Here is a 24,907-nt window from a genome sequence, read left to right as displayed (position 1 = left end):
GCCCGTTCTGATGCGAAAAGGAGGTGGATAACGTGATGAAAATAATGATGTTAAAAACAACGTTGTTGCTGTAGCACCTGTTATTTAACCCTGGCTTTACCAGGGTATTTATCCCCTTGACTACTACATGGTGCAGCGGCAAACTCTCAAAAGAGAATGAGTTTTATTTTTATTTGTTAGATTTTTTATTAAGTTGGCATTCACGTGGCGCACAACACGCATAAGCCGGGGTTGGTTCTGGAGAACCTCTCCGCGGGCTATCAGAAAAAAATCATCGTCGATGATATCTCCCTTGCAATCCCCCGGCAGAAAATGACCGTGCTGGTGGGGGCGAACGGCTGTGGAAAATCCACACTGCTGAGCACCCTTGCGCGTCTGTTGCAGCCGCTTGGCGGCGCCGCGCTGCTCGATGGCAAAGCCATTCACGAGCAACCGACCAAAGCGGTCGCCCGGCAGCTCGGTATCCTGCCGCAATCTCCGCTGCTGCCGGAAGGACTGACCGTATTTGAACTGGTTTCACGCGGCCGTTTTCCCTGGCAAAATTTTATGCGCCAGTGGAGCGACGAGGACGAGCAGGCCGTTGATGAGGCCCTGCACCTGACCGGTACGGCAGAGTTTGCACATTTGCCCGTCGAAAGCCTCTCCGGCGGCCAGCGTCAGCGCTGCTGGATCGCCATGGCCCTGGCGCAGCAAACGCCGTATATCCTGCTGGATGAACCGACAACCTTTCTCGATCTTCGCTATCAGGTAGAAATCCTCGAGTTGCTGCATACCCTGACCCGCCAGCATGGTCGTACGGTAGTGGTGGTGCTTCACGATCTCAACTTCGCCGTAAACTACGGTGACTCGCTGGTCTTCTTACGCCAGGGGAAAGTGCAGGGCGTGCTGCACGAAGGTGATGTCTGCACGCCGGAGCTCATCAAAGCGGTGTTTGATGTCGACGTCCATATGTCGGTTAATCCGCTGACCGGTAAGCCGTTCTTTATGCCGTTTCGCCAGGTCGCAGAAAAATCATGATCCGAACGTCACTGGCTTTCCTGCTGTTTGCCTTGCTGCTGATGATGGGCGCGATTGCCCACCTGGGTGTCGGTGCGCGTGTCATTGCTCCCCAGACGGTGGTACAGGCCTTGCTTCATTTCGACCCGCGTAATTTCGATCATAACGTGATCGTCAGATTGCGCCTGACACGGCTGGCTGCCGCCATGGCCACCGGGGCCGCACTCGGCGTGGCGGGCGTGTTGTTACAGTCGGTTATTCGTAACCCGCTGGGCGAGCCGCATATTCTGGGGCTGAACGCGGGGGCGGCGCTGGCTGTGGTGCTGACCAGCGCGCTCGGGTTTACCTTGCCGTTTGGCCGCCCGCTGATTGCCGCTGTTGGTGCTGCCGCGCTGTTTGTGCTGGTGCTGACGTTCTCCTCCTCAGGGCGTACCGGACTCACGCCGATGAAAATCACCTTATGCGGCGTGGCGATGTCGGCGTTTGCCTCGTCGATTACCGCCACGGTGCTGATTCTGGACGAACAGACGCTGCTTGCCATGCGCACCTGGCTGGCGGGGGATTTGGCCGGGCTCAACGTGCAGACCATCCATAGCGCATCCTGGGTTGCCGCGGTGGGGTTCGCTCTGGCGCTCTGGTTGTCGCCTTCGCTTAATATGCTGGCCCTGGGTGACCGGATGGCGCAGGGGCTGGGCGTGTCGCTGTTGAAAACCCGCCTTTTGGCCCTGCTGGCGATTGCGCTGCTTTGCGGCGCAGCCGTCTCCATTGCCGGGCCGATTGGTTTTATTGGCCTGGTCGTGCCACAGCTGATCCGCCGTCTGGTGTCGGTGGACTTACGTGTGATGGTGCCGCTTTCCGCCCTGTGCGGGGCGTTGGTTTTGCTGCTGGCGGATATCGCGGCCCGTACGCTGTTTATGCCGTATGAGCTGGCCACCGGGATTGTGACCGCGCTGGTGGGCGCCCCTCTCTTTATCCTGATGGCGTCGAGGATGTTCAAATGAACCGGGCCGGACTTCGCGCATGGCGTGTCGGGCCCTTTTCCAGGCTGGTGCGCCCGGGGGCTATGGCATGCGTTGCGCTTATCGTCCTTGTGAGCGTTCTCCTGCTGGGGTTTGGCCTGACGCACGGTTCGCTTCCCATACCCGCTTCCGCTATCGGACGCGCGCTGCTCACTGAGCCAGGCCTGGAGGCGAATGCGCGCTATATCGTGATGGATATTCGCCTGCCACGGCTGCTGATGGCGGTCTTAAGCGGCGCGATGCTGGGCATGGCGGGGGCGGCGATGCAGTCCATCACCCGCAATGGCCTGGCCGATCCGGGGCTGATCGGCGTGAAAGAGGGCTGCAGCGCGGCGGTGCTGCTGCTGATTTTTCAGTTTCCTGCGTTGGGTCTGGCCTGGCGTCCGCTGTTCGGGATGGCCGGTGGGCTCATTACCGCGCTGCTGGTGGTGGCACTGGCCCGCGATATCTCGCGTCCACGTTTTATTCTTATTGGGATTGGCGTGTCGTGGGCCTTCTCTGCGGCAATGGGGATCTTTATGACCACCGCCGATGTACGCGATGTGCAGACGGCGATGCTGTGGCTGGCGGGGAGCCTGCATGCGGCAAACTGGACGCTGCTCGGTATCGCCGCAGCCTGGGCTGCCCCTGCGTTTGCGCTGCTGCTCTTTACTGCCCGCGCGGCTGACGTGGCATTGCTGGGTAACCATACCGCGACGGGGCTTGGGGTTCGCACCTCACGATTAGCGCTGCTGCGCGTTCTGGCTCCGGTCGTGTTAACGGCGGCCTGCGTCTCCTGCGTGGGCAGTATTGGTTTTGTGGGGCTGATTGCGCCGCATATGGCGCGTCTGGTGCTGCGCGGTGGACAAACCGCGTTGCTGACGGGCAGTGCCGTGCTGGGCGCGCTACTGGTGCTGCTGGCCGATACCGTCGGGCGTCTGGCATTCCTGCCGCTGCAGTTGCCGGCGGGGATTGTGATTTCACTGATTGGCGGACCGTTTTTCCTGCTGCTGCTCTGGCAGCGTCGGGACAGATTTTAGAGGATTATGATGCGCGTACTTTTTTCGATGCTGTTGCTGGTTGGGTTTGCGGTGAGTGCGGCGGAGCCGATGCAGACGTTCACTGACGATCTGGGACGCAAGGTGGTGGTGCCGCTTCATCCGAAGCGGATCGTCTCGCTGCATGATCTGGATATCACCATTCCGCTGATAGAGCTTGGCGTACCGCCCGTCGCCAGCCATGGCCGCACGCGCCCGGATAGCAGCCATTTTCTGCGCGCCAGCGGCATGCTGACGGGCATCGATTTTGATAATTCCAGTATCAAATTTATCGGCACGGCGGATATCGACATTGAAGCCATTGCCGCCGCCAAACCCGATCTGATCATCACTGAACCCACCCGCAACACGCCGGTGGAACAGCTGGAGAAGATAGCCCCGACGGTGAGTATCGACCATCTCGATGGCGGTGCGCCGGAGATCTACCGCAAGCTGGCGCAGCTCACCGGTACGCAGGCGCGGCTGAAAATACTGGAACGCCGCTATCAGGAACAAATCAGGGCGCTGAAGGCGACCATCGATACGCGCAAAATCACCGTGTCGGTGATTCAGGCCAACCAGGGAAAAATCAACGCCATGCACAGCTACCACTCTTTAGGTCGCGTGCTGCGTGATGCCGGCTTTACCTTCCCGCCGCTGATTGAGAGCATCCCGGAAGGGGGACGGATTGACGTCAGCGCCGAACGTCTGCCGGAGCTGGACGCCGATTTTGTCTTTGCCACCTGGCGCGGAGACACCGGGGGCAAACCGCAGGACGAGCTGGCGGCGATGGAGGCGGTGATGCCGGGCTGGTGCCAGTTCCTCAATGCCTGCCGGACCGGGCACTATGTGCTGATTTCACGTGAAGAGGCCATTTCGAATTCCTTCGCCTCTTTAGGGCTGATGGTTGCGCAGGTGCAGTCGCAGATTGCCGGACGACCGCTACCGGAGGCATCACAGTGATGCGTAAAGACAAAGCGCGGGTCGATGTTTACGGCGAGCGCCTCCGCTCACGGGGGCATCAGTTAACGCCACGCCTGCAGCTGGTGGCACGCTACATCAACGAGAACCGGGAAGCGGTGATGGAGCAGACGGCAATGGAGATCGCCACGCTGCTTAAAACCTCGGACGCCACCGTGATGCGCGCGATCCAGGCGCTGGGCTTTGCCGGGTTGCGCGATCTGAAGCAGACGCTGGAGCAGTGGTTTGGTCCGGTGGTCACCTCGAGCGAAAAGATCTCCTCGACGGTAAATACGCTCACCAGTGATGTTAACGCGAGCATCGATTTTGTGCTTGAAGGGCATCAGCACACCTGCGAGGTTTTGTCGCAACCGCACAACCGCTATGCGATGGCGCAGGCGGTGTCACTGCTGGCCCAGGCCAGACAGGTCGCTATCTTTGGGATTGGCGCCTCCGGCATTCTGGCCGACTACACCGCCAGATTGTTCAGCCGGATGGGGTTACCCGCCATGCCGCTCAATCGCACCGGGATAGGCCTTGCCGAACAGCTGATTGCGCTCCAGCGCGGCGATGTGCTGGTGATGATGGCGCAAAAATCTGCACACCGGGAAGGGCAAACCACGCTGCGGGAAGCCAAACGTTTGGGGATCCCGACTATTTTGCTGACCAATGCCCTCGATTCGCGTTTCAGCAAAGAGGCCAGTGTGGTGATCCACGTTCCGCGTGGTGGAGAAAAAGGCAAAATTCCGCTGCACGGAACGGTGCTGCTGTGTCTGGAGATGATTATCTTGTCCGTTGCCTCCACCGAGCCGCAGCGCACCATCAAATCCATGAAGCGCATCAACGAGTTTCATCGAGGGTTAAAGCCCGGCAAAAAGAGCGGCTGACGTTTTTTGGCGTAGAGCGGGAAGCTGTGCAGGTAAAAAGTCGGGGGCATCCCCCCGACTTGTGGGTTACGCCTTAGGAATACGCAGCGTCTGGCCGGGATAAATTTTGTCCGGGCTGGAGAGCATTGGGCGGTTCGCCTCAAAAATCTTGTTGTACTGGTTGGCATCACCGTACACGGTTTTTGAGATGGCGCTCAGGGTATCGCCTGATTTGACCGTGTAGTAGGTGGCTTCATCTTTGGCATCGGTGGCGGTGATATTGTTTTCCACCTCGCTGACGCCAGCAATATTGCCGACGGCGACCTGAATTTTTTCTTTCTGCTCCTGCGTCAGTCCGTCACCCGTGACGCTGGCTTTGCCATCGGTGACGTTAACCTGAACTTTATCCGCGCCGGGAAGGTTGAGTTTCTTGAGGTGCTCGGTGATTTTGTCGCTTTGACCTTTATGATCGGTCAGGTTATCCCACAGCTTTTCGCCTGCTTCTTTTACGAAGTTAAAAAGACCCATTCCATCCTCCTGTTAATCATGAAGTCAGAATAAGCATAGCAGTTGGGTTTTAAGGTGATAAAAAAAGCCCGGAGCGCTAGCGCCTGCCGGGCTGGATCTGTTCTCCCTCTCTTCGCTGGAGAGGGCGAGGTGAGGGGGGGACTTAAACCCCTTGCTCCAGAATACGGATGTGGGTCTCCAGCACGTCACCTTTCACCGCGTCGCTCCACGCTTTCATATGTGCGGTCTGCAGGTGGGCTTCAAGATGCGCCACGGTTTCCCACTGCTCAACCATGATGATCGAGTCCGGGGCGGTGGCCTGGAAGCTGGCGCTGGTAGCGGCGTCAACCATCGGCGCATAGCCGTGGCAGCCTTCTTCTTTCAGTACGGTTGGGATAATTTTCGCGAACTGATCCAGCACCGCCTGGCGGTGATGTTGGCCAGGACGCGTACGGATTTCAGCAATAACGGTAAGCATAATTAACTCCTTCTAATTCCAGGCTACCAGTTAAGCAAAAATTTCAGCCAGATGCTTGCGATATTCTGCGATATAGCGCGGGACGTCCGGCATTTTAATCACGTCGTTGACGATGAAGGTCGGTAGCGGGTCCATGCCCAGGAACTGATTAGCCTTGTGGAACGGCAGGTACGCGCCGTCGACACCCACGCCTTCAAAGAACTGATCTTTTTCGGTGAATGCTTCCAGAGGGGCGTTCCAGGTCAGGGAGAGCATATATTTCTTACCCTGAATCAGGCCGCCTGAGCCATATTTTTTAGACGCGTCTGAACGGGTACGGCCGTCGCTGGCATACAGTGAACCGTGGCCCTCAGTGAACACGTCGTCCATGTATTTTTTCACGGTCCACGGTGCGCCCATCCACCAGCCAGGCATCTGCCAGATAACCACGTCAGCCCACAGGAAGTTCTGTACTTCCGCTTTTACGTCGTAATGGCTGTCTGCGCGCACAACCTTAACATCATGCCCGGCGTCGCGCAGGAAGCCGTCCGCGACCTCGGTCAGGGTGTCATTCAACTGGCCTTTAGAGTGGGCGAATTCTTTCGCGCCGTTGATAATCAGAATGTTGCTCATTATTTGTCCTCGTCGATGAGAGTATGGCGAGTATTCTACGCGCGAGGGCGATGCGGTAAAATGAGCAAAATGTGCAAAGTCTTTTGCGTTAAAAGCAATAATCCCTTACCAGCACACCTTCACGTCAACGCCACCTTCAGCGGCATTGTCCAGTGAAACGCGCATACCGTGCAGCGCAGCAATGCGTTTCACAATCGATAACCCCAGCCCGCTGCCCGTGGCATCCTGACCGGGTGGGCGATAAAAACGCTCGCCGATCCGGGCCAGCGCCTCGGGGGCGATCCCCGGCCCGTTGTCGCGTACGGTGAAGCCGCGGGCCTCCAGCGTGACGTCTACCACACTGCCGTGTGGGCTGTAACGCACGGCGTTATCCAGCAGGTTACGCACCAGCAGGCTCAACAGCAGCGGCTGACCTGTGCGTTCAGCCTGCGGGGCGTTGATGTTCAGGCGAACGTCGATGCCCGCCTGCTGCGCCGGATGCCAGATATCCAGAACCGCCGACTGCAGTAAATCGGCCATCATTATTGGTTCGACATCGTCGAGGTTTTCCAGAGAATCCAGACGTGAGAGCGTGAGGAGCTGATCCACCAGCCGTGATGCCCGGTCGATCCCCGCGTGGAGTTGCGAGAGCGCTTTTTCCTGCGCCTGCGGATCGTCCAGAGAGAGTTGCGCCACGTCGGTTTGTACCTTCAGTGCCGCCAGCGGGCTGCGCAACTCATGGGCGGCATCAGAGGTAAAGCGGCGCTCGCGGGTCATCATCTCCTGAGTTCGGGTAAAGAGATGGTTCAGTGAGTCAAGCAGGGGACGCACTTCTGATGGCACGCCCTGCGTCGGCAGGGTGTCGGTGGCATCCGGTGAGCGCAGGCGCAACGTCTGCGCCAGTTTTTTCAATGGCTTAAGCTCCCGGCTCAGCAGGACCATAAGCAACAGCAGCATCACCGGCAGCGCCACCAGCCACGGCGTCAGCTGCGAGCTGACCACGTCCAGCGCCATCTCCTGGCGGTATTCCCACTCCTGACCAACCACCACGCGGTACTTCCCGTCTGGCGAGGTCAGCCAGACGAAACGCCATTCATCGTTGTCGTCTTTGAGCCTGCCGTCATCAAACCCGTCGCGGCGATAGTGATACGGGATGTCGCGCCCGTTTTCCCCGTCATTGAGGATCATCGTGCCGTCGGTGGCGTAAATGGCGAAGGCCAGGGCATCGTCATCCAGGCGACCATGCTTCACTTTTTTTGGCATCTCGCGCATCTGCTCCGGAGCGCGGATCTCATCCAGATCCATCGTCAGCAGCCGTTTGGCAAACAGCATCTGCTGGGTATCAAACAGCTTATCGAGCGTGTGGGTCGTCTGCTGCCAGGCGACAAGGCTTGCGGCAAACCAGGCCGTCAGCGACAGCAGCAGGAAAAGAAGCGTCAGACGGAGTTTCAGGCTCAGTTTCATGCGTCACCCAGGGTATAACCGATGCCATGAACGGTGCGGATAAACTCACTGCCCAGCTTACGCCGCAGATGATGGACGTGAACTTCCACGGCATTACTGGAGACGTCGTCGTCCCATGTATAGAGCTTCTCTTCGATCGCTTTACGCGGCAGAACGCGGCCCGCATTGCGCATCAGGAGTTCCAGCAGGGCAAACTCTTTGGGCTTGAGCGTCAGCGTTTCCCCCTCCAGCGTGGCGACAAGGCTCGTCGGGTCGAGGGTGACCTTGCCGTGACGCAACTCGCTGCGCGTCTGACCGTGGCTGCGACGCACCAGCGCCTCAAGGCGGGCAGCCACTTCGATCAGCGCGAAGGGCTTGCAGAGATAATCATCGGCCCCCAGACGTAACCCCTCAACGCGCTGATTCAGCGCATCCCGCGCGGTCAGGATCAGCACCGGCTCGCTACGCCCGTTTTCGCGCCAGGCGCGCAGGATCGCCAGACCGTCGATCTCAGGTAGCGTCAGGTCAAGCACCACCGCATCGTAAGGGGCAGAACAGAGCGCCGCCTGACCGGTTTTTCCATCGGTGAACCAGTCCACGCTGAAGCCCATTTTGCTCAAGCCTGCTTTGATACCATCGCCAATCAGCTTGTCGTCTTCTATCAGTAAAATGCGCATATCCCCTCCTTGATGCCGTCAGTAAACCCTCTGGGTCCGCCTGCTGTACAGTAAAAATAAATAAATTTTCCCCTTAAGAAGTTGTTAAGGATTACCCTGTTTAATGGACTGCGACACCACATTAAAGGGAGATATGAATATGAAAAAATTCGCTGCAATGGCTGCTATCATGATGATGACCACCGCACCGGTCTTCGCTGCTCAGGGCGGTTTTACGGGCCCATCGGCCACACCTGCTCAGACGCAAACCCAGCAGGGCGGCTTTGTCGATAACAACGCTAACCTGACTACGGCCGCTAAAGTGAAAGACCTGAAAGACGACGCCTGGGTGAAGCTGCGCGGGAACATCACCGAACGCCTGTCCGATGACCGCTACACCTTCCGCGATGACACCGGAACGGTGGTGGTAGAGATTGACCACAAACGCTGGAACGGCGTAACCGTGACTCCGCAGGATAAAGTCGAGCTCCAGGGTAAGGTCGATAAAGACTGGAATGAGTTTGAAATCGACGTGAAGCAGGTTATCAAGCTGAATAAATAACGCAAAAAGGGCCGCTTATCCGGCCCTTTTTCTTTGTGACTCAACTCGCCAGATAGGGTAGTATCTGCGGCAATATTGCCTGAAACCCATCGGTTTCTGAGTTGAGGAATCACACGTAATGAGCGATATGGCAGAGCGCCTCGCGCTACATGAATTCACGGAAAACGCCTACCTGAACTACTCCATGTACGTCATCATGGACAGGGCATTGCCGTTTATCGGTGATGGCCTCAAGCCCGTCCAGCGCCGCATCGTCTATGCGATGTCCGAGCTGGGGCTGAACGCCACCGCCAAGTTCAAGAAATCCGCCCGAACCGTCGGTGACGTACTGGGTAAATACCATCCGCACGGCGACAGCGCCTGCTATGAAGCGATGGTGCTGATGGCCCAGCCGTTCTCGTACCGCTATCCGCTGGTGGATGGTCAGGGTAACTGGGGGGCGCCGGACGATCCGAAATCCTTCGCAGCGATGCGTTATACCGAATCCCGCCTGTCTAAATATGCCGAAGTGCTGCTGGGCGAACTCGGCCAGGGGACGGTGGACTGGGTGCCAAACTTCGACGGCACGCTGCAGGAGCCGAAAATGCTGCCTGCGCGTCTGCCGAATATCCTGCTGAACGGCACCACCGGTATCGCGGTCGGTATGGCGACGGACATCCCGCCACACAACCTGCGTGAAGTGGCGAAAGCCGCCATCACCCTGATTGAACAGCCGAAAACCTCGCTGGACGAGCTGCTGGATATCGTTCAGGGGCCGGACTTCCCGACCGAAGCTGAGATCATCACCTCGCGTGCGGAAATCCGCAAAATCTACCAGAACGGCCGTGGCTCCGTGCGCATGCGCGCGGTGTGGACCAAAGAGGATGGAGCCGTGGTGATCACCGCGCTGCCGCATCAGGTCTCTGGTGCCAAGGTGCTGGAGCAGATCGCCTCCCAGATGCGCAATAAAAAGCTGCCGATGGTGGACGACCTGCGCGATGAATCCGACCACGAAAACCCAACCCGTCTGGTGATCGTGCCGCGCTCTAACCGCGTGGACATGGAGCAGGTGATGAACCACCTGTTCGCCACCACCGACCTGGAAAAAAGCTACCGCATCAACCTGAACATGATCGGTCTGGACGGACGCCCGGCGGTGAAAAACCTGCTGGAGATCCTCTCCGAATGGCTGACCTTCCGTCGCGATACGGTGCGCCGTCGTCTGAACCACCGTCTGGAGAAAGTGCTTAAGCGCCTGCATATCCTCGAAGGTTTACTGGTCGCGTTCCTCAATATCGATGAAGTCATTGAGATCATCCGTACCGAGGACGAGCCGAAGCCCGCGTTAATGTCGCGCTTTGGTATCAGCGAAACCCAGGCCGAAGCGATCCTCGAACTGAAGCTGCGCCATCTCGCTAAGCTGGAAGAGATGAAGATCCGCGGTGAGCAGAACGAGCTGGAAAAAGAGCGCGATCAGCTGCAGGCGATCCTCGCGTCCGAACGCAAGATGAACACCCTGCTGAAGAAGGAGTTGCAGGCCGATGCCGATGCCTTCGGCGACGACCGCCGCTCTCCGCTGCATGAGCGCGAAGAAGCGAAGGCAATGAACGAGCATGACATGCAGCCTTCAGAGCCGGTCACCATTGTCCTGTCGCAGAGCGGCTGGGTGCGTAGCGCCAAAGGCCATGATATCGACGCGCCGGGGCTGAGCTACAAAGCGGGCGACAGCTTCAAGGCGGCCGTGAAAGGCAAGAGCAACCAGCCGGTGGCGTTTATCGACTCCACGGGCCGCAGTTACGCCATCGACCCCATCACGCTGCCTTCCGCACGCGGTCAGGGCGAACCGCTCACCGGTAAGCTGACGCTGCCGCCAGGGGCGACGGTTGACCACATGCTGATGGAAGCCGATGACCAGAAACTGCTGTTGGCCTCTGATGCAGGTTACGGCTTTATCTGTACCTTTAACGACCTCGTGTCACGCAACCGTGCCGGTAAAGCCATGATCAGCCTGCCGGATAACGCGCACGTTATGCCGCCGCTGGTGGTGGAGAACGAGAGCGACATGCTGCTGGCGATCACATCCGCGGGCCGTATGCTGATGTTCCCGGTCAGCGACCTGCCGGAGTTGTCGAAAGGGAAGGGCAACAAGATCATCAACATCCCGTCGGCGGAAGCCGCGAAAGGTGAAGATGGCCTGGCGCATCTCTTCATTCTGCCGCCGCAGAGCACGCTGACCATTCATGTCGGCAAGCGTAAAATCAAGCTGCGTCCGGAAGAGTTGCAGAAGGTGGTGGGCGAGCGCGGACGCCGCGGTTCGCTGATGCGCGGCCTGCAGCGTATCGACCGCGTGGAGATCGATTCTCCTGAGCGCAGCAGCGCGGGCGACAGCGAAGAGTAACGCGTTTCGATCCCCCTCTGTTCCGGAGGGGGATATCCAATAAAATTTCCCGTAAAATCGTTGTTAATTCGTGCGTTGCGATTAACAATACGCGCTCGTAATAAAGTCCTTACCTGGCCACAGGTGAAGTATAATTGTCAGCTGTCAGGGCTTCAGAGGTCGCTATGCTATACATTGTTCGTCTTATTCTTACCGTTATCTACTGCATTCTGGTCTGTGTTTTCGGCTGCATCTATTGCCTGTTCAGCCCGCGTAACCCGAAGCATGTCGCCACCTTCGGCCACATGTTTGGTCGTCTTGCGCCGCTGTTTGGCCTGAAGGTTGAAAAGCGTCTGCCGGAAGGGGCGGAGAATTTCGGTAACGCCATCTATATCGCAAACCATCAAAATAACTACGATATGGTGACCGCCTCTAACATCGTTCTGCCGCCAACCGTGACGGTGGGTAAAAAGAGCCTGCTGTGGATCCCCTTTTTCGGCCAGCTTTACTGGCTGACGGGTAACCTGCTGATTGACCGTAATAACCGCGCAAAAGCGCACGGCACCATTGCGGAAGTGGTGAATCATTTCAAAAAGCGCCGCATCTCTATCTGGATGTTCCCGGAAGGGACGCGCAGCCGCGGTCGCGGTCTGCTGCCGTTTAAAACCGGTGCGTTTCATGCTGCAATTGCGGCGGGCGTTCCAATTATTCCCGTGTGTGTTTCCAATACATCGAATAAGATTAATCTTAACCGCCTGAATAACGGGCTGGTGATTGTCGAGATGCTGCCGCCGGTCGATACCAGCAAATACGGTAAAGATCAGGTCCGTGAGCTGGCAGCGCACTGCCGTGAACTGATGGTTCAGCATATTGCTCAGCTCGACAAAGAAGTCGCAGAGAGAGAAGCCGCCGGGAAGATCTAATCCGGCGTTAAAAGGGAAAACGAATTCCCGCGTTGTTAGTCGTTTCAGATGGAGCTTATATGTCACTCAGTCGGCGTCAGTTTATTCAGGCTTCGGGGATCGCCCTTTGTGCGGGTGCGATGCCGCTGACAGCCAGCGCCGCCGGGCAGCAACAGCCGCTGCCCATTCCGCCGTTGATTGAATCCCGTCGCGGGCAGCCGCTATTCCTGACGCTACAGCGAAGCCACTGGTCGTTTACCCAGGGAACCCGTGCGCCAGTCTGGGGCATTAACGGGCGCTACCTTGGGCCGACCATTCGTGTGTGGAATGGCGATGACGTTAAGCTGATCTACAGTAACCGCACCTCTGAAAACGTCGCCATGACCATCAGCGGATTGCAGGTTCCGGGCCCGTTAATTGGCGGTGCTGCGCGCATGATGTCGCCTAACGCCGACTGGGCTCCCGTGCTGCCGATCCGTCAGAGCGCGGCGACGCTGTGGTATCACGCCAACACCCCTAACCGCACTGCCCAGCAGGTTTATAACGGCCTGGCCGGGATGTGGCTGGTGGAAGACGAGGTCAGTAAATCCCTGCCCATACCCAACCACTACGGTGTGGATGATTTCCCGGTCATTATCCAGGACAAGCGTCTGGATAACTTTGGCACGCCGGAATACAGCGAGCCGGGCAGCGGTGGCTTTGTTGGTGACACGCTGCTGGTCAACGGCGCGCAGAGCCCGTATGTCGAAGTCTCACGCGGTTGGGTGCGTCTGCGCCTGCTCAACGCCTCTAACTCGCGCCGCTATCAGCTGCAGATGAGTGATGGCCGGGCGCTGCACGTGATTTCAGGCGATCAGGGCTTTTTACCCGCGCCGGTATCGGTGAAACAGCTGGCGCTTGCGCCAGGTGAACGGCGTGAAATCCTCGTGGATATGACCAACGGTGATGAAGTCTCTGTGACCTGCGGCGAAGCGGCGAGCATTGTGGATCGCATCCGTGGCTTCTTTGAGCCGTCGAGCATTCTGGTCTCCACGCTGGTGCTGACCCTGCGCCCAACCGGTCTGCTGCCGCTGGTGACCGACAGCCTGCCCATGCGCCTGCTGCCGCAGGAGATCATGAGCGGTTCGCCGGTGCGCAGCCGTGATATCAGCCTCGGCGACGATCCGGGGATCAATGGCGCGCTGTGGGATGTCAACCGTATCGACATTACCGCGCAGCAGGGCACCTGGGAGCGCTGGACCGTTCGCGCCGACATGCCGCAGTCGTTCCACATTGAAGGGGTGTCATTCCTGATCCGCAACGTGAACGGCGCGATGCCGTTCCCGGAAGACAGGGGCTGGAAGGACACCGTCTGGGTGGATGGTCAGGTCGAACTGCTCGTCTACTATGGTCAGCCTTCGTGGCCGCACTTCCCGTTCCTGTTCCACAGCCAGACGCTGGAGATGATGGACAGAGGCTCCGTGGGGCAGATGCTGGTTAACCCTGCACCGTAAGCACACCATTCCCGGCTTGCCGGGAATGGGTTATGCCCGCCAGAAAAAGCGCGAGAACAGGATCAGCACCGGATAAATTTCCAGACGTCCTAAGATCATCGCCGCACACATCAACAGTTTGGCCTCTTCCTTTAACGTCCCGAAGGTTGATGCCGTTTCGCCAAAACCCAGCCCCATGTTGTTGATACAGGCTGCAACCGTCGCGAATGATGTAAACAGGTCATAGCCCATCAGATTGAGTGCCCAGACGAAAAAGCCCGTGATCATCACGTAAAGAAAGAAGAAGCTCCATACCGAACGCAGGACGCGCTCATTCACCACGCTGTTGCCAACCTTGATGCTCAACAGCGCCCGCGGATGCGCCAGTTGATTCATCTCCTGTATGCTCTGTTTGAACATTATCAGAAAACGCAGGGCCTTGATCCCACCGCAGGTTGATCCCACGCAGCCGCCAAAGAAACTGGCGCTCAACAGCAGGAAAATGGTGTGGGCTGGCCAGTGGGCATAATCGGCCGTTGAAAGGCCGTTATCGGTCATCATTGAGCTGGCAAGAAAGAACGCATGCACCAGACTATCGGTGGCGTTGTACATCCCCGCGTGCCAGACTTGCCAGGCGGTGATGACGATAATCACCGCGGCGGCGCTCAGAAAGAATCTCACCTCCGGGCTGCGGCGAATCGGCTTCAGGGTGCGTCTGACAAGGGCGATATACCAGAGTGTAAAGTTGAACGCCGAGAGCAACGAAAACACCCCGGCGACAAGCTCAATCGCGTGGCTGTCATAAAAACCGATGCTCTCACTGCGGGTTGAAAAGCCGCCCAGGGAGACGGTGGAGAGCCCGTGACAAACGGCATCAAAGAAGGGCATTCCCGCCAGCCAGTACGCCAGCGTGCAGGTGATGCCCAGCGCCAGATAGGTGACCCACAGCGTGCGTGCGGTATCGGCAAGCCGGGGCGTCAGACGCTCCTCCTTAAACGGCCCGGGCATCTCTGACTGGTACAGCTTCATACCCCCGATGCCCAACAGTGGCAGGACCGCGACGGCCAGCACGATGACGCCCAGCCCGCCGATGAAATTGAGCTGCGCGCGATAATACAGATACGATTTGGGCAGGGCGCTGACGTCGCCAATCACCGTTGCGCCCGTGGTGGTGATCCCGGAAACGCCTTCAAAAAGTGCGTCAGCGAAGGAGAGTTGCAGACCATCATCCATCCAGAGCGGCATGGCGCTAATGAATGAGAACAGCAGCCAGAACAGGACGATAATCACGAAGCCGTCGCGGGTGCGCAGCTGTATACCGGCGTGACGGGTTGCCCGCCAGGTCAGTCCGCCGAGGGTGAAAAAGGTTAAAAAGGTGGTCAAAAAAGCAAAGTAGGTTCGCTCTTTATTCAGCAGCGCGATAACCATCGGCGGCAACATCGACAGGCTGTACAGCAGGACCAGAAACCCGCAGAGGTGAAGCACAACCCGCAGCTGGGAGACATGTAACGAATCGTTGAACTTCACAAAAGCACTCCGCGCCAGAACACCTTTCCGGGGCAACTCACCGGAAAATATAGTGAATATTATGATCCAAAAATATCAGGGCGCGATATTTTAGCGGCTTCCATGAATATCTGTCTGCTTCCTGCATCCTTTTCTTCAAATCTGGCGGATGAACAGCGTATAATCCGGCTCCTTTTGTCTATTTTTTCTTCGGAAGCATTATGAGCGCAATTTCCCTGATCCAGCCGGATCGTGACCTTTTCTCGTGGCCCCAGTACTGGGCGGCCTGCTTTGGACCGGCGCCGTTCCTGCCGATGTCCCGGGAAGAGATGGACCAACTGGGCTGGGATAGCTGCGATATCATTCTGGTCACGGGCGATGCCTACGTTGACCACCCGAGCTTCGGTATGGCCATCTGTGGCCGTATGCTTGAAGCGCAGGGCTTCCGTGTGGGGATCATCTCCCAGCCGGACTGGAACAGCAAAGACGACTTTATGCGTCTGGGTAAACCGAACCTGTTCTTCGGCGTAACCGCCGGCAACATGGACTCGATGATCAACCGCTATACCGCCGATCGCAAGCTGCGCCATGACGACGCCTATACCCCGGATAACGTGGCGGGCAAACGTCCGGACCGCGCCACGCTGGTCTACACCCAACGCTGCAAAGAAGCCTGGAAAGACGTGCCGGTGATCCTGGGCGGCATTGAGGCGAGCCTGCGCCGTACCGCGCACTACGATTACTGGTCTGATACCGTGCGCCGCTCGGTGCTGGTTGATTCCAAAGCCGATATGCTGATTTACGGTAACGGCGAGCGTCCGCTGGTGGAAGTGGCGCACCGTCTGTCGCAGGGCGAGCCGGTGAGCAGTATCCGCGACGTGCGTAATACCGCCATCATGGTGAAAGAGGCGCTGCCGGGCTGGCGCGGGGTGGATTCCCGTATCATTGATATGCCTGGCAAAATCGATCCTATCCCGCACCCCTATGGCGAAGATCTGCCGTGCGCCGATAACAAGCCGGTAGAGCCAAAAAAAGCGGAAGCGAAGGCTATCGTCGTGCAGCCGCCGCGCCCGAAACCGTGGGAAAAGACCTATGTGCTGCTGCCGTCCTACGAGAAGGTAAAAGCCGACAAGGTGCTTTACGCCCATGCGTCGCGTATTCTGCACCATGAAACCAACCCCGGCTGTGCGCGTGCGTTGATGCAGAAGCACGGCGAGCGTTTTATCTGGATCAACCCGCCGGCGATCCCGCTCTCCACCGAAGAGATGGACAGCGTCTTTGCACTGCCGTACAAACGCGTGCCGCACCCGGCGTACGGCAACGCCCGTATCCCGGCGTATGAGATGATCCGCTTCTCGATCAACATCATGCGCGGCTGCTTCGGCGGCTGCTCCTTCTGCTCCATTACCGAGCACGAGGGGCGCATTATTCAGAGTCGCTCTGAAGATTCGATCATCAACGAGATCGAGGCCATTCGTGATTCCGTGCCTGGCTTTACCGGCGTGATTTCCGACCTCGGTGGCCCGACCGCCAACATGTACATGCTGCGCTGTAAATCGCCGCGCGCGGAGCAAACCTGTCGTCGTCTCTCCTGTGTCTATCCAAGCATTTGCGAGCATATGGACACCAACCATGAGCCGACGATCAACCTCTATCGCCGCGCGCGTGACCTGAAGGGCATCAAAAAAATCCTGATTGCCTCCGGGGTACGTTACGACATCGCCGTGGAAGATCCGCGCTACATCAAAGAGCTGGCGACGCACCACGTCGGCGGGTATCTGAAGATTGCGCCGGAGCACACCGAAGAAGGTCCGCTGTCGAAAATGATGAAGCCGGGCATGGGCAGCTACGATCGCTTTAAACAGTTGTTCGATACCTACTCGAAGCAGGCCGGGAAAGAGCAGTACCTGATCCCTTACTTCATCTCTGCCCACCCGGGTACGCGCGATGAAGACATGGTGAATCTGGCGCTGTGGCTGAAGCAGCGTCGCTTCCGTCTGGATCAGGTGCAGAACTTCTATCCGTCACCGCTCGCCAACTCCACAACCATGTACTACACCGGCAAAAACCCGCTGAGTAAGATTGGTTACAAGAGTGAAGACGTGGTGGTGCCGAAAGGGGACAAACAGCGTCGTCTGCACAAAGCGCTGCTGCGCTACCACGATCCGGCCAACTGGCCGCTGATCCGCCAGGCGCTGGAAGAGATGGGGAAAAAGCATCTGATTGGCTCGCGTCGCGACTGTCTGGTGCCGGCACCAACGCTGGATGAGATGCGTGAAGCGCGTCGCCAGAACCGCCATACGCGCCCGGCGCTGACCAAGCACACGCCGATTGTGCATCAGCGTTCGAACGGTGGGACTACGGGGGCGAAAAAAGCGGGAAAACGTAAGATCGGATAGCGATGATGCCCTCTCCCCTTCGGGGAGAGGGCAGGGTGAGGGGATTAACCGCCAAACTGATCCGGATCGGGCCCTAAACGCTTGCCCTGATCCAGTTTTGCAATCTCGCCCAGCTCATCTTTATCCAGGCGGAAATCCCAGACGTCGAAGTTCTCGGCGATGCGCGATGGCGTGACCGATTTCGGGATCACCACCAGGCCGTTGTCCAGATGCCAGCGAATGACAATCTGCGCCGGGGTTTTGCCATATTTATCCGCCAGATCGCGAATAATTTTCTGGTCGAATACCCCTTCACCGCCCTGAGCCAGCGGGCTCCAGGACTCGGTCTGGATTTTGTGCGTGGCGTTCCAGGCGTGAAGCTGACGCTGCTGCATTAGCGGGTGCAGCTCAATCTGGTTAATGACCGGCGCAACGCCCGTCTCGTCAATCAGGCGCTGCAGGTGATGAACCTGGAAGTTACAGACGCCGACGCTTTTCACCAGCCCCTCTTTCTGCAGTTCAATCATCCCTTTCCAGGCATCAACATAATGGTCGATAGCCGGAACCGGCCAGTGCATCAGATACAGATCGACGAAATCGAGCTGGAGTTTCTCCAGGCTCTCCTGCAGCGCTTCACGCGGGCGCTTTTGGTCGTCGTTCCACAGTTTGGTGGTGATAAAAAGTTCGTCGCGGGGCATACCGGCGCTGGCCAGTGCTTTCCCCACGCCGTCCTCGTTTTTGTAGGCGGCGGCGGTATCAATGGACCGATAGCCGACTTCCAGTGCTTTATGAATGGCGGAGACGACCTCGTCGTTACCGGCTTTCCATACACCTAGCCCCAACTGGGGCATCACGTTGCCGTCCTGCAGCTTGATTACGGTTTGGTTTGCCATTTTTCCTCCTTCAGGTGCGCATCGCCGGAGGGGGACTCCGGCGATGGGGTGTGCATTAAGTCTGGACGAAATGTCAAAAAACGAAAGGCAGGATGCCAAAAACGCTTAGCGCGCCGCCTCGTAGATACGACGGCTAACGTCCAGCGTAATGTCGCCGTGTTCGCCCAGCTGAGTCATGCCGTGTTCTTCCAGTTTAGCCAGCAGGGCAGGGATAGAGCTGCCATCCAGACCATAGCCGGACAGACGCGTTGGCACGCCCAGGCCTTCAAAGAAGTTGCGGGTTGCTTCGATGGCCGCATCGATACGCGCGTCGTCAGAACCTTCGGTGATGTTCCAGACACGTTCCGCGTACTGCAGCAGTTTGGCGCGTTTGGTATCACGTTTTTCGTTCCACAGGGCCGGCAGAACCACCGCCAGCGTCTGGGCGTGATCCAGCCCGTGCATCGCCGTCAGTTCATGGCCCAGCATGTGGGTCGCCCAGTCCTGCGGCACGCCTGCGCCAATCAGGCCGTTCAGGGCCTGCGTTGCAGCCCACATCACGTTGGCACGCACGTCGTAGTTTTCCGGCTCTTTCAGCGCTTTCGGACCGTCTTCGACCAGCGTCAGCAGAATACCTTCCGCGAAGCGGTCCTGAATTTTGGCATCCACCGGGTAAGTCACGTACTGCTCAACGGTGTGAACAAAGGCGTCGACCACGCCGTTCGCGACCTGACGCGCGGGCAGGGTGTAGGTGTACACCGGATCGAGGATCGCGAACACGGGCTGAACGTGCTCGTTCATAAAGGCCTGTTTGTCTCCGGTGGTTTTACGGGAGATCACCGCGCCTTTGTTGGATTCAGAACCGGTGGCTGGCAGGGTCAGCACGGAGCCCATCGGGATCGCGCTTTTAATGTCGCTGCCGCGGGTTTCCAGGATATGCCAGGGGTCGATACCGTCGGCGTAGTGTGCTGCCGCGGCGATGAACTTCGTGCCGTCCAGTACGGAACCGCCGCCGACAGCCAGCAGGAAGGTGATGTTTTCTTCGCGGGCGATTTTTACCGCGTTCATCAGCGTTTCATAAGACGGGTTTGGCTCGATACCGCCAAACTCGCGCACGTCCAGACCTTCCAGTGCGCTGTAAACCTGATCCAGCACGCCGGTTTTTTTCACGCTGCCGCCACCGTAGGTGATCAGCACGCGGGCGTCAGCGGGGATCTGTGCACGCAGATCGGCGATAGCGCCTTTACCAAACAGGATGCGGGTTGGGGTGTGGAGATTAAAATTATTCATGGCTCGTTCCCTATCGTGGGTGAAAAATCGTGGCGGCGCGGATGGCTACCTGATGCTGCACATTGTGGCTGCCCGGGGATATCCTCTCAATGCACATTCCTGCCGATGTCTTGCCCATTTCTACAGAGCACTGGAGAAACGTCAGGAAAATGCGCAGACTGTGAGGGTCGCAAACCGTACCCGGAGTAACGCTAAATGAACCGTGAAGCCATCTGTCTTCAGCTCACTTCGCAGATTAAAAGACTGATTGATAAGAAAAATAACCCAGGCGAACTGCTGCCGGATATTCGCCTGCTCTACGGGACGCAGCCGGGAACGCGTACGCCGGTGATGTATCAGCCGGGCATCGTTTTTCTCTTTTCCGGCCATAAAATTGGTTATATCAATGAACGCGTGTTCCGTTATGACACCAATGAATATCTTCTGCTGACAGTACCTTTACCCTTCGAATGTGAAACCTTCGCGACAGAGGCGGTTCCGCTGGCGGGGATCCGCGTGAATGTCGATATTCTTCAGCTTCAGGAGCTGCTGATGGAGATTGGCGAAGACGAGCTTTTCCAGCCGTCGATGGCGGCGAGCGGGATTAACTCAGCCACGCTATCAGAGGAGATCCTCTGTGCCATTGAACGTCTGCTGGACGTGATGGAGAGGCCGCTGGATGCGCGTATTCTGGGTAAGCAAATCATCCGCGAAATTCTCTATCATGTGCTGCTGGGTCCGGGGGGCGGGGCATTACTGGCGCTGGTCAGTCGGCAGACCCACTTCAGCCTGATAAGCCGCGTACTCAAGCGCATTGAAAGCCAGTACACGGAAAACCTCAGCGTTGACCAGCTGGCGGCGGAAGCGAACATGAGCGTCTCGGCGTTTCACCACAACTTTAAGTCGGTGACCAGCACCTCGCCGCTGCAGTACCTCAAAACCTACCGGCTGCATAAGGCTCGTATGTTGATGATCCACGACGGCATGAAGGCCAGCGCGGCGGCGATGCGGGTCGGGTATGAAAGTGCATCGCAGTTTAGTCGGGAGTTTAAGCGCTACTTCGGCGTCACGCCGGGAGAAGATGCGTCACGCATCCGAACCATGCAGGGAGTCTGACGGCAAACGTAGGCCGGGTAAGCGAAGCGCCACCCGGCTTTTATTTATGCACTGCAGTATTTCTTCTTAATCACCACCGCAATCGTTCCCACCAGTCCAGCCACCAGCAGGAACATCGGCAGCACCATCAGGAAGGTCATTACCTGGTCTTCATGGTGTTTCACAAACGGGATCATGTTCAGCGCGTAGCCGAGGGTAGTAACGACACCCACCCATAACAACGCGCTCAGCCAGTTAAAGAACTGGAAGCGGCGGTTCGACAGGCCGGAAATGCCTGCCATGGTGGGCAGCAGGGTGCGAACAAAGGCCAGAAAACGCCCGGCCAGCAAGGCCAGCAGGCCGTGCCTGTCAAACATGCAGGTCGCACGCTGATGGTATTTATGCGGTAGCTGCGCCAGCCAGCCTTTCACGACGCGCGTGTTGCCGAGCCAGCGGCCCTGCAGATAGCTCAGCCAGCAGCCCAGGCTTGCCGCGGAGGTGAGGATCACCATGGTCGGCGTGAAGTCCATGACACCTTTACCGATTAGCGCCCCCGCAAGCAAAAGCAGGCTGTCACCGGGTAAAAATGAGGCTGGCAGTAATCCATTTTCGAGGAACAGGGTCGCGAACATCACGAAATAGACGATACCTACAACGTGAGGATCGGTCAGTGCGGCAAAGTCGTGTTGCCAGAGCGCCGCGATAATATCTTGAATAACAGCCATGGACTTTCCTGTGGAACAGCAGATATAGAGCTATTGTACTCCCTAATTTGCCCGACAGGGTTGATCGCGGGCGCAACTAATGCAGACTTTTCTGGTGGCAGTGTCCACAAAAGCATCCATGGAGTACATGTTTGCCAGCACTCTACACGATACGCGCAAACCCTGCTGCTAAATCGGCAATTAAATCGTCCGCGTTTTCTAAACCAATATGCAGTCGAATCAGGGTGCCGCTGAAGTCCACATCACCGCCGGGGCGCAGGGCCGCAATCTGCTCCGGCTGGTTAGGCAGGATCAGGGATTCAAACCCGCCCCAGGAGTAGGCCATGCTGAAGAGGGTAAAATTATCCAGATAGCTTGCCAGCTCATCATTACTCAGCCGTTTTTTTAGAACGAATGAGAACAAACCGCTGCTACCCGTAAAGTCTCGTTGCCAGAATTCATGTCCTTTACTGCCCGGCAGTGCCGGATGGTTGACGCGCTCAACCTGCGGGTGCTGTGCCAGCCACTCGGCTATCTTCAGGCTGCTTTCATGATGCTGACGCAGGCGCACGCCCAGGGTACGGATGCCGCGGCTGGTCATGTAGGCGGTATCGGCATCGACCATCTGCCCCATCAGGTAGGCGTTTTCCCGTAGCTGATCCCAGCAGCGGGCGTTAGAAACGGCCGTGCCGATCATCCCGTCAGAGTGGCCAATCAGATATTTGGTCGCCGCCTGAATGGAGATATCAATATCGAATTCCAGCGCTTTAAACAGCACGCCCGCCGCCCAGGTGTTGTCGATCATGATAATCGCCTCCGGCGCTTTGCTGCGCACGGCCTTCACAATGGCCGGCACGTCGTGCACTTCCATGGTGATTGAACCTGGCGATTCCAGGAACACGATGCGCGTGTTGGGCTGAATAAGCTCTGCGATGCCCTCGCCAATCAGCGGGTCGAACCAGTCGGTGGTCACACCGAGGCGGGTGAGGATCTTGGTGCAGAAATCCTGGCTGGGCTCGTAGGCGGTGTTGGTCATCAGAATATGGTCGCCCTGTTCCACGAACGCCAGAATGGTGTTGGCGACCGCCGCCGCGCCGCACGGAAATAGCGCGCATCCTGCGCCGCCTTCCAGCTCGCACATGGCTTCCTGCAGTGAGAAATGGGTTAGCGTGCCACGACGGCCGTAAAACAACCCTCCTTTGGCGCGGTTGCGCGTGGCGTTTTTTTTGTCCTCGACGGTATCAAACACCAGCGAGGAGGCTCGTTGAATCACGCTGTTCACCGCTCCCTGCGTATATTTTTTGCTGCGTCCGGCCTGTACCAGCGTGGTATCAAGATGCTTCTTTGTCATGTTCGCTAACCCTGTTTTTTATACGTCTGGACGTCCAGACTACCACGATTGTAAAAATCTGCACCCGGATGCTTATCGAATAAGCAGAAAATATTAGCAAAAAAGCGCATAAGAAATTTTTACTGCGTAAGCGCAAGGAATGTGAGCGAAAATTGCGGCACTATGTAAATAGTAATGAGAACGACTATCAATTCGACGATGTTTTGATATTATTACGTTCAGATTTTGTGATTTGCGTCCTGGAGATACAGAGTGGGTAATAATTTGATGCAGACGGATCTCTCCGTTTGGGGCATGTATCATCATGCTGACATCGTGGTTAAGATTGTGATGATCGGCCTGATTCTGGCGTCCGTGATCACGTGGGCTATCTTCTTTGGCAAGAGCGCCGAGCTGATTTCTCAGAAGCGCCGCCTCAAGCGGGAGCAGCAGCAGCTGGCCGAAGCCCGCTCTCTGGATCAGGCGGCTGATATGACTTCATCCTTCCACGTGAAAAGCCTGACCACCCTGTTAGTTAACGAAGCGCAAAACGAGCTGGAACTCTCCGCAGGCAGTGAAGATAACGAAGGCATTAAAGAACGTACCGGCTTCCGTCTGGAGCGCCGTGTCGCCGCCGTGGGCCGTCATATGGGCCGGGGCAATGGTTATCTGGCGACCATCGGGGCGATCTCGCCGTTCGTCGGTCTGTTCGGTACGGTCTGGGGCATCATGAACAGCTTTATCGGGATTGCACAAACCCAAACGACGAACCTGGCGGTGGTTGCTCCGGGTATCGCCGAAGCGCTGCTGGCGACGGCTATCGGTCTGGTTGCGGCGATCCCGGCGGTGGTTATCTATAACGTCTTCGCGCGAATGATTGGCAGCTATAAAGCCACGCTCGGTGACGTCGCCGCACAGGTTCTGCTGCTGCAAAGCCGCGATCTTGATCTGAATGCCAGCGCCGTTAAACCGGTGCACGCGGCGTCTAAACTGCGCGTAGGTTAATGAATTATGGCAATGCGTCTTAATGAAAATCTGGACGACAACGGCGAAATGCATGAAATCAACGTAACGCCGTTTATCGACGTTATGCTGGTTCTGCTGATTATCTTCATGGTGGCTGCGCCGCTGGCGACGGTCGACGTGAAGGTAAACCTGCCGGCCTCGTCCAGCCAGCCGCAGCCGCGCCCGGAAAAACCTATCTATCTGTCAGTGAAAGCGGATAAATCGATGTTCCTCGGGAACGACCCGGTAACGGCGGATTCTGTCATCCCGGCGCTGGATCAACTCACTGGCGGTAAGAAAGACACGACGGTCTTCTTCCGTGCGGATAAAACCGTTGATTACGAGACCATGATGAAAGTCATGGATACGCTGCATCAGGCGGGATATCTGAAGATAGGGCTGGTCGGCGAAGAGAAAGCGGCCGCAAAATGACGAAGAAGCTGGCGAAAGCCGGCTTTTTTTATGCCTGTCGGGTTATTCGTGTTTGTTCGTCGTCGGTGCGGTAGCGGGGGTTGCCAGTGCGTCTTCATCGAGCGCGACACAGGTGACGTTTGACGTGCGGTACTCGCCGTCAGAGAGTTTGCGCGTCAGGCGCAGGGTCGCGGTTTCTCTGGCCAGCAGATACTGGTAATTGGCCTCCAGACGCCCCAGAAGCTTCTCTTTCAGTTCGGGTCGCTGTTCGATGATGGCATTCATCACGGCGCCGTAAATCTCTTCCTTGACCTGTAAGGGATAAATCTCGCGGCGGTTCTGCCACTTCAGGCGCACCAGCGTCGCCGGAATGGAAACCAGATCCTGGGTAATACGCGTCATCTCGGCGTTTTTGGTGTTACGCAAAGCCTCGAGATTTTGCTTTAAGATAAATTCGTCACTTTTTTTCTCATCTAAAGTCAAATAGACATCGTTATCTTTAACGTCTTTCAC

24 protein-coding genes are annotated in these 24,907 nt (G+C 57.4%); 13 read left to right on the top strand and 11 right to left on the bottom strand.

Going from position 1 to position 24,907, the window contains the following annotated elements:
• The first annotated feature begins 204 nt into the window (after positions 1–204).
• Genes ACTJJI_RS14490 through ACTJJI_RS14470 form a run of 5 tightly spaced genes read left to right on the top strand, consistent with a single transcriptional unit; the run spans position 205 to position 4,878 of the window.
• On the top strand, positions 205–1,017 hold the full coding sequence (locus ACTJJI_RS14490; RefSeq protein WP_050860590.1) for an ABC transporter ATP-binding protein: 813 nt from the start codon (positions 205–207) through the stop codon (positions 1,015–1,017).
• Positions 1,014–1,997 carry a FecCD family ABC transporter permease gene (locus ACTJJI_RS14485; protein WP_440654574.1) on the top strand — a complete coding sequence of 328 codons (984 nt, stop codon included), beginning with the start codon at positions 1,014–1,016 and terminating at the stop codon, positions 1,995–1,997. Before ACTJJI_RS14490 ends, ACTJJI_RS14485 begins: the two co-directional genes overlap by 4 nt.
• Positions 1,994–3,034 (top strand): FecCD family ABC transporter permease, encoded by a 1,041-nt coding sequence (locus ACTJJI_RS14480; RefSeq protein WP_440654572.1) that lies wholly within the window; start codon positions 1,994–1,996, stop codon positions 3,032–3,034. Before ACTJJI_RS14485 ends, ACTJJI_RS14480 begins: the two co-directional genes overlap by 4 nt.
• 9 nt (positions 3,035–3,043) lie before the next feature.
• The gene (locus ACTJJI_RS14475; RefSeq protein WP_440654758.1) at positions 3,044–3,994 is read left to right on the top strand and encodes an iron-siderophore ABC transporter substrate-binding protein; all 951 of its coding nucleotides are present in this window, start codon (positions 3,044–3,046) and stop codon (positions 3,992–3,994) included.
• Entirely contained in the window at positions 3,991–4,878 is an 888-nt protein-coding gene (locus ACTJJI_RS14470) for a MurR/RpiR family transcriptional regulator (protein WP_440654570.1), read from the top strand. Before ACTJJI_RS14475 ends, ACTJJI_RS14470 begins: the two co-directional genes overlap by 4 nt.
• 66 nt (positions 4,879–4,944) lie before the next feature.
• On the opposite strand, the gene lysM is transcribed toward ACTJJI_RS14470, so the two are convergent.
• The 5 genes from lysM to qseB form a co-directional block, all read right to left on the bottom strand.
• Positions 4,945–5,385: a peptidoglycan-binding protein LysM gene (lysM, locus tag ACTJJI_RS14465; protein WP_046888649.1), complete on the bottom strand. Its 441-nt coding sequence runs from the start codon at positions 5,383–5,385 to the stop codon at positions 4,945–4,947.
• Positions 5,386–5,527: 142 nt separating this feature from the next.
• Complete coding sequence (locus ACTJJI_RS14460; protein WP_014833282.1) at positions 5,528–5,842, bottom strand: putative quinol monooxygenase; 315 nt, start codon at positions 5,840–5,842, stop codon at positions 5,528–5,530.
• 30 nt (positions 5,843–5,872) lie between these two features.
• Positions 5,873–6,454 carry an NAD(P)H-dependent oxidoreductase gene (locus ACTJJI_RS14455; protein WP_014833281.1) on the bottom strand — a complete coding sequence of 194 codons (582 nt, stop codon included), beginning with the start codon at positions 6,452–6,454 and terminating at the stop codon, positions 5,873–5,875.
• Between the two features lie 105 nt (positions 6,455–6,559).
• The gene (gene qseC / locus ACTJJI_RS14450) at positions 6,560–7,897 is read right to left on the bottom strand and encodes a quorum sensing histidine kinase QseC (protein ID WP_395523055.1); all 1,338 of its coding nucleotides are present in this window, start codon (positions 7,895–7,897) and stop codon (positions 6,560–6,562) included.
• A complete protein-coding gene (gene qseB, locus ACTJJI_RS14445) occupies positions 7,894–8,553 on the bottom strand; it encodes a quorum sensing response regulator transcription factor QseB (RefSeq protein ID WP_046888648.1) in 660 nt (219 codons plus the stop codon). Before qseB ends, qseC begins: the two co-directional genes overlap by 4 nt.
• A gap of 139 nt (positions 8,554–8,692) precedes the next feature.
• On the opposite strand from qseB, the gene ACTJJI_RS14440 reads away from it, so the two are divergent.
• From ACTJJI_RS14440 to ftsP, 4 genes are all read left to right on the top strand, one after another.
• Positions 8,693–9,094, top strand: coding sequence for a YgiW/YdeI family stress tolerance OB fold protein (locus ACTJJI_RS14440; protein ID WP_014833278.1), 402 nt, complete (start codon positions 8,693–8,695; stop codon positions 9,092–9,094).
• Between the two features lie 118 nt (positions 9,095–9,212).
• On the top strand, positions 9,213–11,471 hold the full coding sequence (gene parC / locus ACTJJI_RS14435) for a DNA topoisomerase IV subunit A (RefSeq protein WP_163280765.1): 2,259 nt from the start codon (positions 9,213–9,215) through the stop codon (positions 11,469–11,471).
• A 164-nt stretch (positions 11,472–11,635) separates the two neighbouring features.
• Positions 11,636–12,373 (top strand): 1-acylglycerol-3-phosphate O-acyltransferase, encoded by a 738-nt coding sequence (gene plsC, locus ACTJJI_RS14430; RefSeq protein ID WP_013098722.1) that lies wholly within the window; start codon positions 11,636–11,638, stop codon positions 12,371–12,373.
• 59 nt (positions 12,374–12,432) lie between these two features.
• Positions 12,433–13,845, top strand: coding sequence for a cell division protein FtsP (ftsP, locus tag ACTJJI_RS14425; protein WP_014833276.1), 1,413 nt, complete (start codon positions 12,433–12,435; stop codon positions 13,843–13,845).
• Positions 13,846–13,875: 30 nt separating this feature from the next.
• On the opposite strand, the gene ACTJJI_RS14420 is transcribed toward ftsP, so the two are convergent.
• Complete coding sequence (locus tag ACTJJI_RS14420; protein WP_047361306.1) at positions 13,876–15,351, bottom strand: TrkH family potassium uptake protein; 1,476 nt, start codon at positions 15,349–15,351, stop codon at positions 13,876–13,878.
• Between the two features lie 200 nt (positions 15,352–15,551).
• On the opposite strand from ACTJJI_RS14420, the gene ACTJJI_RS14415 reads away from it, so the two are divergent.
• A complete protein-coding gene (locus tag ACTJJI_RS14415; RefSeq protein ID WP_046888646.1) occupies positions 15,552–17,729 on the top strand; it encodes a YgiQ family radical SAM protein in 2,178 nt (725 codons plus the stop codon).
• Between the two features lie 44 nt (positions 17,730–17,773).
• Here ACTJJI_RS14415 and dkgA read toward each other — a convergent pair whose 3' ends face one another.
• Positions 17,774–18,601 (bottom strand): 2,5-didehydrogluconate reductase DkgA, encoded by an 828-nt coding sequence (gene dkgA / locus ACTJJI_RS14410; RefSeq protein ID WP_063411976.1) that lies wholly within the window; start codon positions 18,599–18,601, stop codon positions 17,774–17,776.
• A gap of 105 nt (positions 18,602–18,706) precedes the next feature.
• On the bottom strand, positions 18,707–19,870 hold the full coding sequence (yqhD, locus tag ACTJJI_RS14405; protein ID WP_014833272.1) for an alcohol dehydrogenase: 1,164 nt from the start codon (positions 19,868–19,870) through the stop codon (positions 18,707–18,709).
• Between the two features lie 195 nt (positions 19,871–20,065).
• Between yqhD and ACTJJI_RS14400 the strand changes: the two genes are divergently transcribed.
• Positions 20,066–20,965, top strand: a complete 900-nt coding sequence (locus ACTJJI_RS14400) for an AraC family transcriptional regulator (RefSeq protein ID WP_050860595.1) — start codon at positions 20,066–20,068, stop codon at positions 20,963–20,965.
• 44 nt (positions 20,966–21,009) lie between these two features.
• Here the strand turns inward: ACTJJI_RS14400 and yghB are convergent, their stop codons facing one another.
• Positions 21,010–21,669 carry a DedA family general envelope maintenance protein YghB gene (gene yghB, locus ACTJJI_RS14395; protein ID WP_014833270.1) on the bottom strand — a complete coding sequence of 220 codons (660 nt, stop codon included), beginning with the start codon at positions 21,667–21,669 and terminating at the stop codon, positions 21,010–21,012.
• Between the two features lie 142 nt (positions 21,670–21,811).
• Positions 21,812–22,999, bottom strand: a complete 1,188-nt coding sequence (gene metC, locus ACTJJI_RS14390; RefSeq protein ID WP_083020652.1) for a cystathionine beta-lyase — start codon at positions 22,997–22,999, stop codon at positions 21,812–21,814.
• 252 nt (positions 23,000–23,251) lie between these two features.
• Here metC and exbB point away from each other — a divergent pair, with 252 nt between their 5' ends.
• The gene (gene exbB, locus ACTJJI_RS14385) at positions 23,252–23,983 is read left to right on the top strand and encodes a tol-pal system-associated acyl-CoA thioesterase (protein WP_219279775.1); all 732 of its coding nucleotides are present in this window, start codon (positions 23,252–23,254) and stop codon (positions 23,981–23,983) included.
• A gap of 6 nt (positions 23,984–23,989) precedes the next feature.
• On the top strand, positions 23,990–24,415 hold the full coding sequence (gene exbD, locus ACTJJI_RS14380) for a TonB system transport protein ExbD (RefSeq protein WP_014833267.1): 426 nt from the start codon (positions 23,990–23,992) through the stop codon (positions 24,413–24,415).
• 42 nt (positions 24,416–24,457) lie between these two features.
• On the opposite strand, the gene ACTJJI_RS14375 is transcribed toward exbD, so the two are convergent.
• Positions 24,458–24,907 (bottom strand): hypothetical protein, encoded by a 450-nt coding sequence (locus ACTJJI_RS14375; protein ID WP_046888643.1) that lies wholly within the window; start codon positions 24,905–24,907, stop codon positions 24,458–24,460.

Source organism: Enterobacter sp. 22466 (genome assembly GCF_052044775.1).
GTDB classification, from domain to species: Bacteria; Pseudomonadota; Gammaproteobacteria; order Enterobacterales; family Enterobacteriaceae; genus Enterobacter; species Enterobacter dissolvens.
Note: the sequence above shows the minus strand (reverse complement) of the source record. Positions and strands in the feature narration are given on the sequence as shown.

Coding starts and splice junctions, on each gene's coding strand:
- ACTJJI_RS14485 (WP_440654574.1), top strand. CDS start 1,014: ATGATCCGAACGTCACTGGCTTTCCTGCTGTTTGCCTTGCTGCTGATG.
- ACTJJI_RS14480 (WP_440654572.1), top strand. CDS start 1,994: ATGAACCGGGCCGGACTTCGCGCATGGCGTGTCGGGCCCTTTTCCAGG.
- ACTJJI_RS14475 (WP_440654758.1), top strand. CDS start 3,044: ATGCGCGTACTTTTTTCGATGCTGTTGCTGGTTGGGTTTGCGGTGAGT.
- lysM (WP_046888649.1), bottom strand. CDS start 5,385: ATGGGTCTTTTTAACTTCGTAAAAGAAGCAGGCGAAAAGCTGTGGGAT.
- ACTJJI_RS14460 (WP_014833282.1), bottom strand. CDS start 5,842: ATGCTTACCGTTATTGCTGAAATCCGTACGCGTCCTGGCCAACATCAC.
- ACTJJI_RS14455 (WP_014833281.1), bottom strand. CDS start 6,454: ATGAGCAACATTCTGATTATCAACGGCGCGAAAGAATTCGCCCACTCT.
- qseC (WP_395523055.1), bottom strand. CDS start 7,897: ATGAAACTGAGCCTGAAACTCCGTCTGACGCTTCTTTTCCTGCTGCTG.
- qseB (WP_046888648.1), bottom strand. CDS start 8,553: ATGCGCATTTTACTGATAGAAGACGACAAGCTGATTGGCGATGGTATC.
- ACTJJI_RS14440 (WP_014833278.1), top strand. CDS start 8,693: ATGAAAAAATTCGCTGCAATGGCTGCTATCATGATGATGACCACCGCA.
- parC (WP_163280765.1), top strand. CDS start 9,213: ATGAGCGATATGGCAGAGCGCCTCGCGCTACATGAATTCACGGAAAAC.
- plsC (WP_013098722.1), top strand. CDS start 11,636: ATGCTATACATTGTTCGTCTTATTCTTACCGTTATCTACTGCATTCTG.
- ftsP (WP_014833276.1), top strand. CDS start 12,433: ATGTCACTCAGTCGGCGTCAGTTTATTCAGGCTTCGGGGATCGCCCTT.
- ACTJJI_RS14415 (WP_046888646.1), top strand. CDS start 15,552: ATGAGCGCAATTTCCCTGATCCAGCCGGATCGTGACCTTTTCTCGTGG.
- dkgA (WP_063411976.1), bottom strand. CDS start 18,601: ATGGCAAACCAAACCGTAATCAAGCTGCAGGACGGCAACGTGATGCCC.
- yqhD (WP_014833272.1), bottom strand. CDS start 19,870: ATGAATAATTTTAATCTCCACACCCCAACCCGCATCCTGTTTGGTAAA.
- ACTJJI_RS14400 (WP_050860595.1), top strand. CDS start 20,066: ATGAACCGTGAAGCCATCTGTCTTCAGCTCACTTCGCAGATTAAAAGA.
- yghB (WP_014833270.1), bottom strand. CDS start 21,669: ATGGCTGTTATTCAAGATATTATCGCGGCGCTCTGGCAACACGACTTT.
- metC (WP_083020652.1), bottom strand. CDS start 22,999: ATGACAAAGAAGCATCTTGATACCACGCTGGTACAGGCCGGACGCAGC.
- exbD (WP_014833267.1), top strand. CDS start 23,990: ATGGCAATGCGTCTTAATGAAAATCTGGACGACAACGGCGAAATGCAT.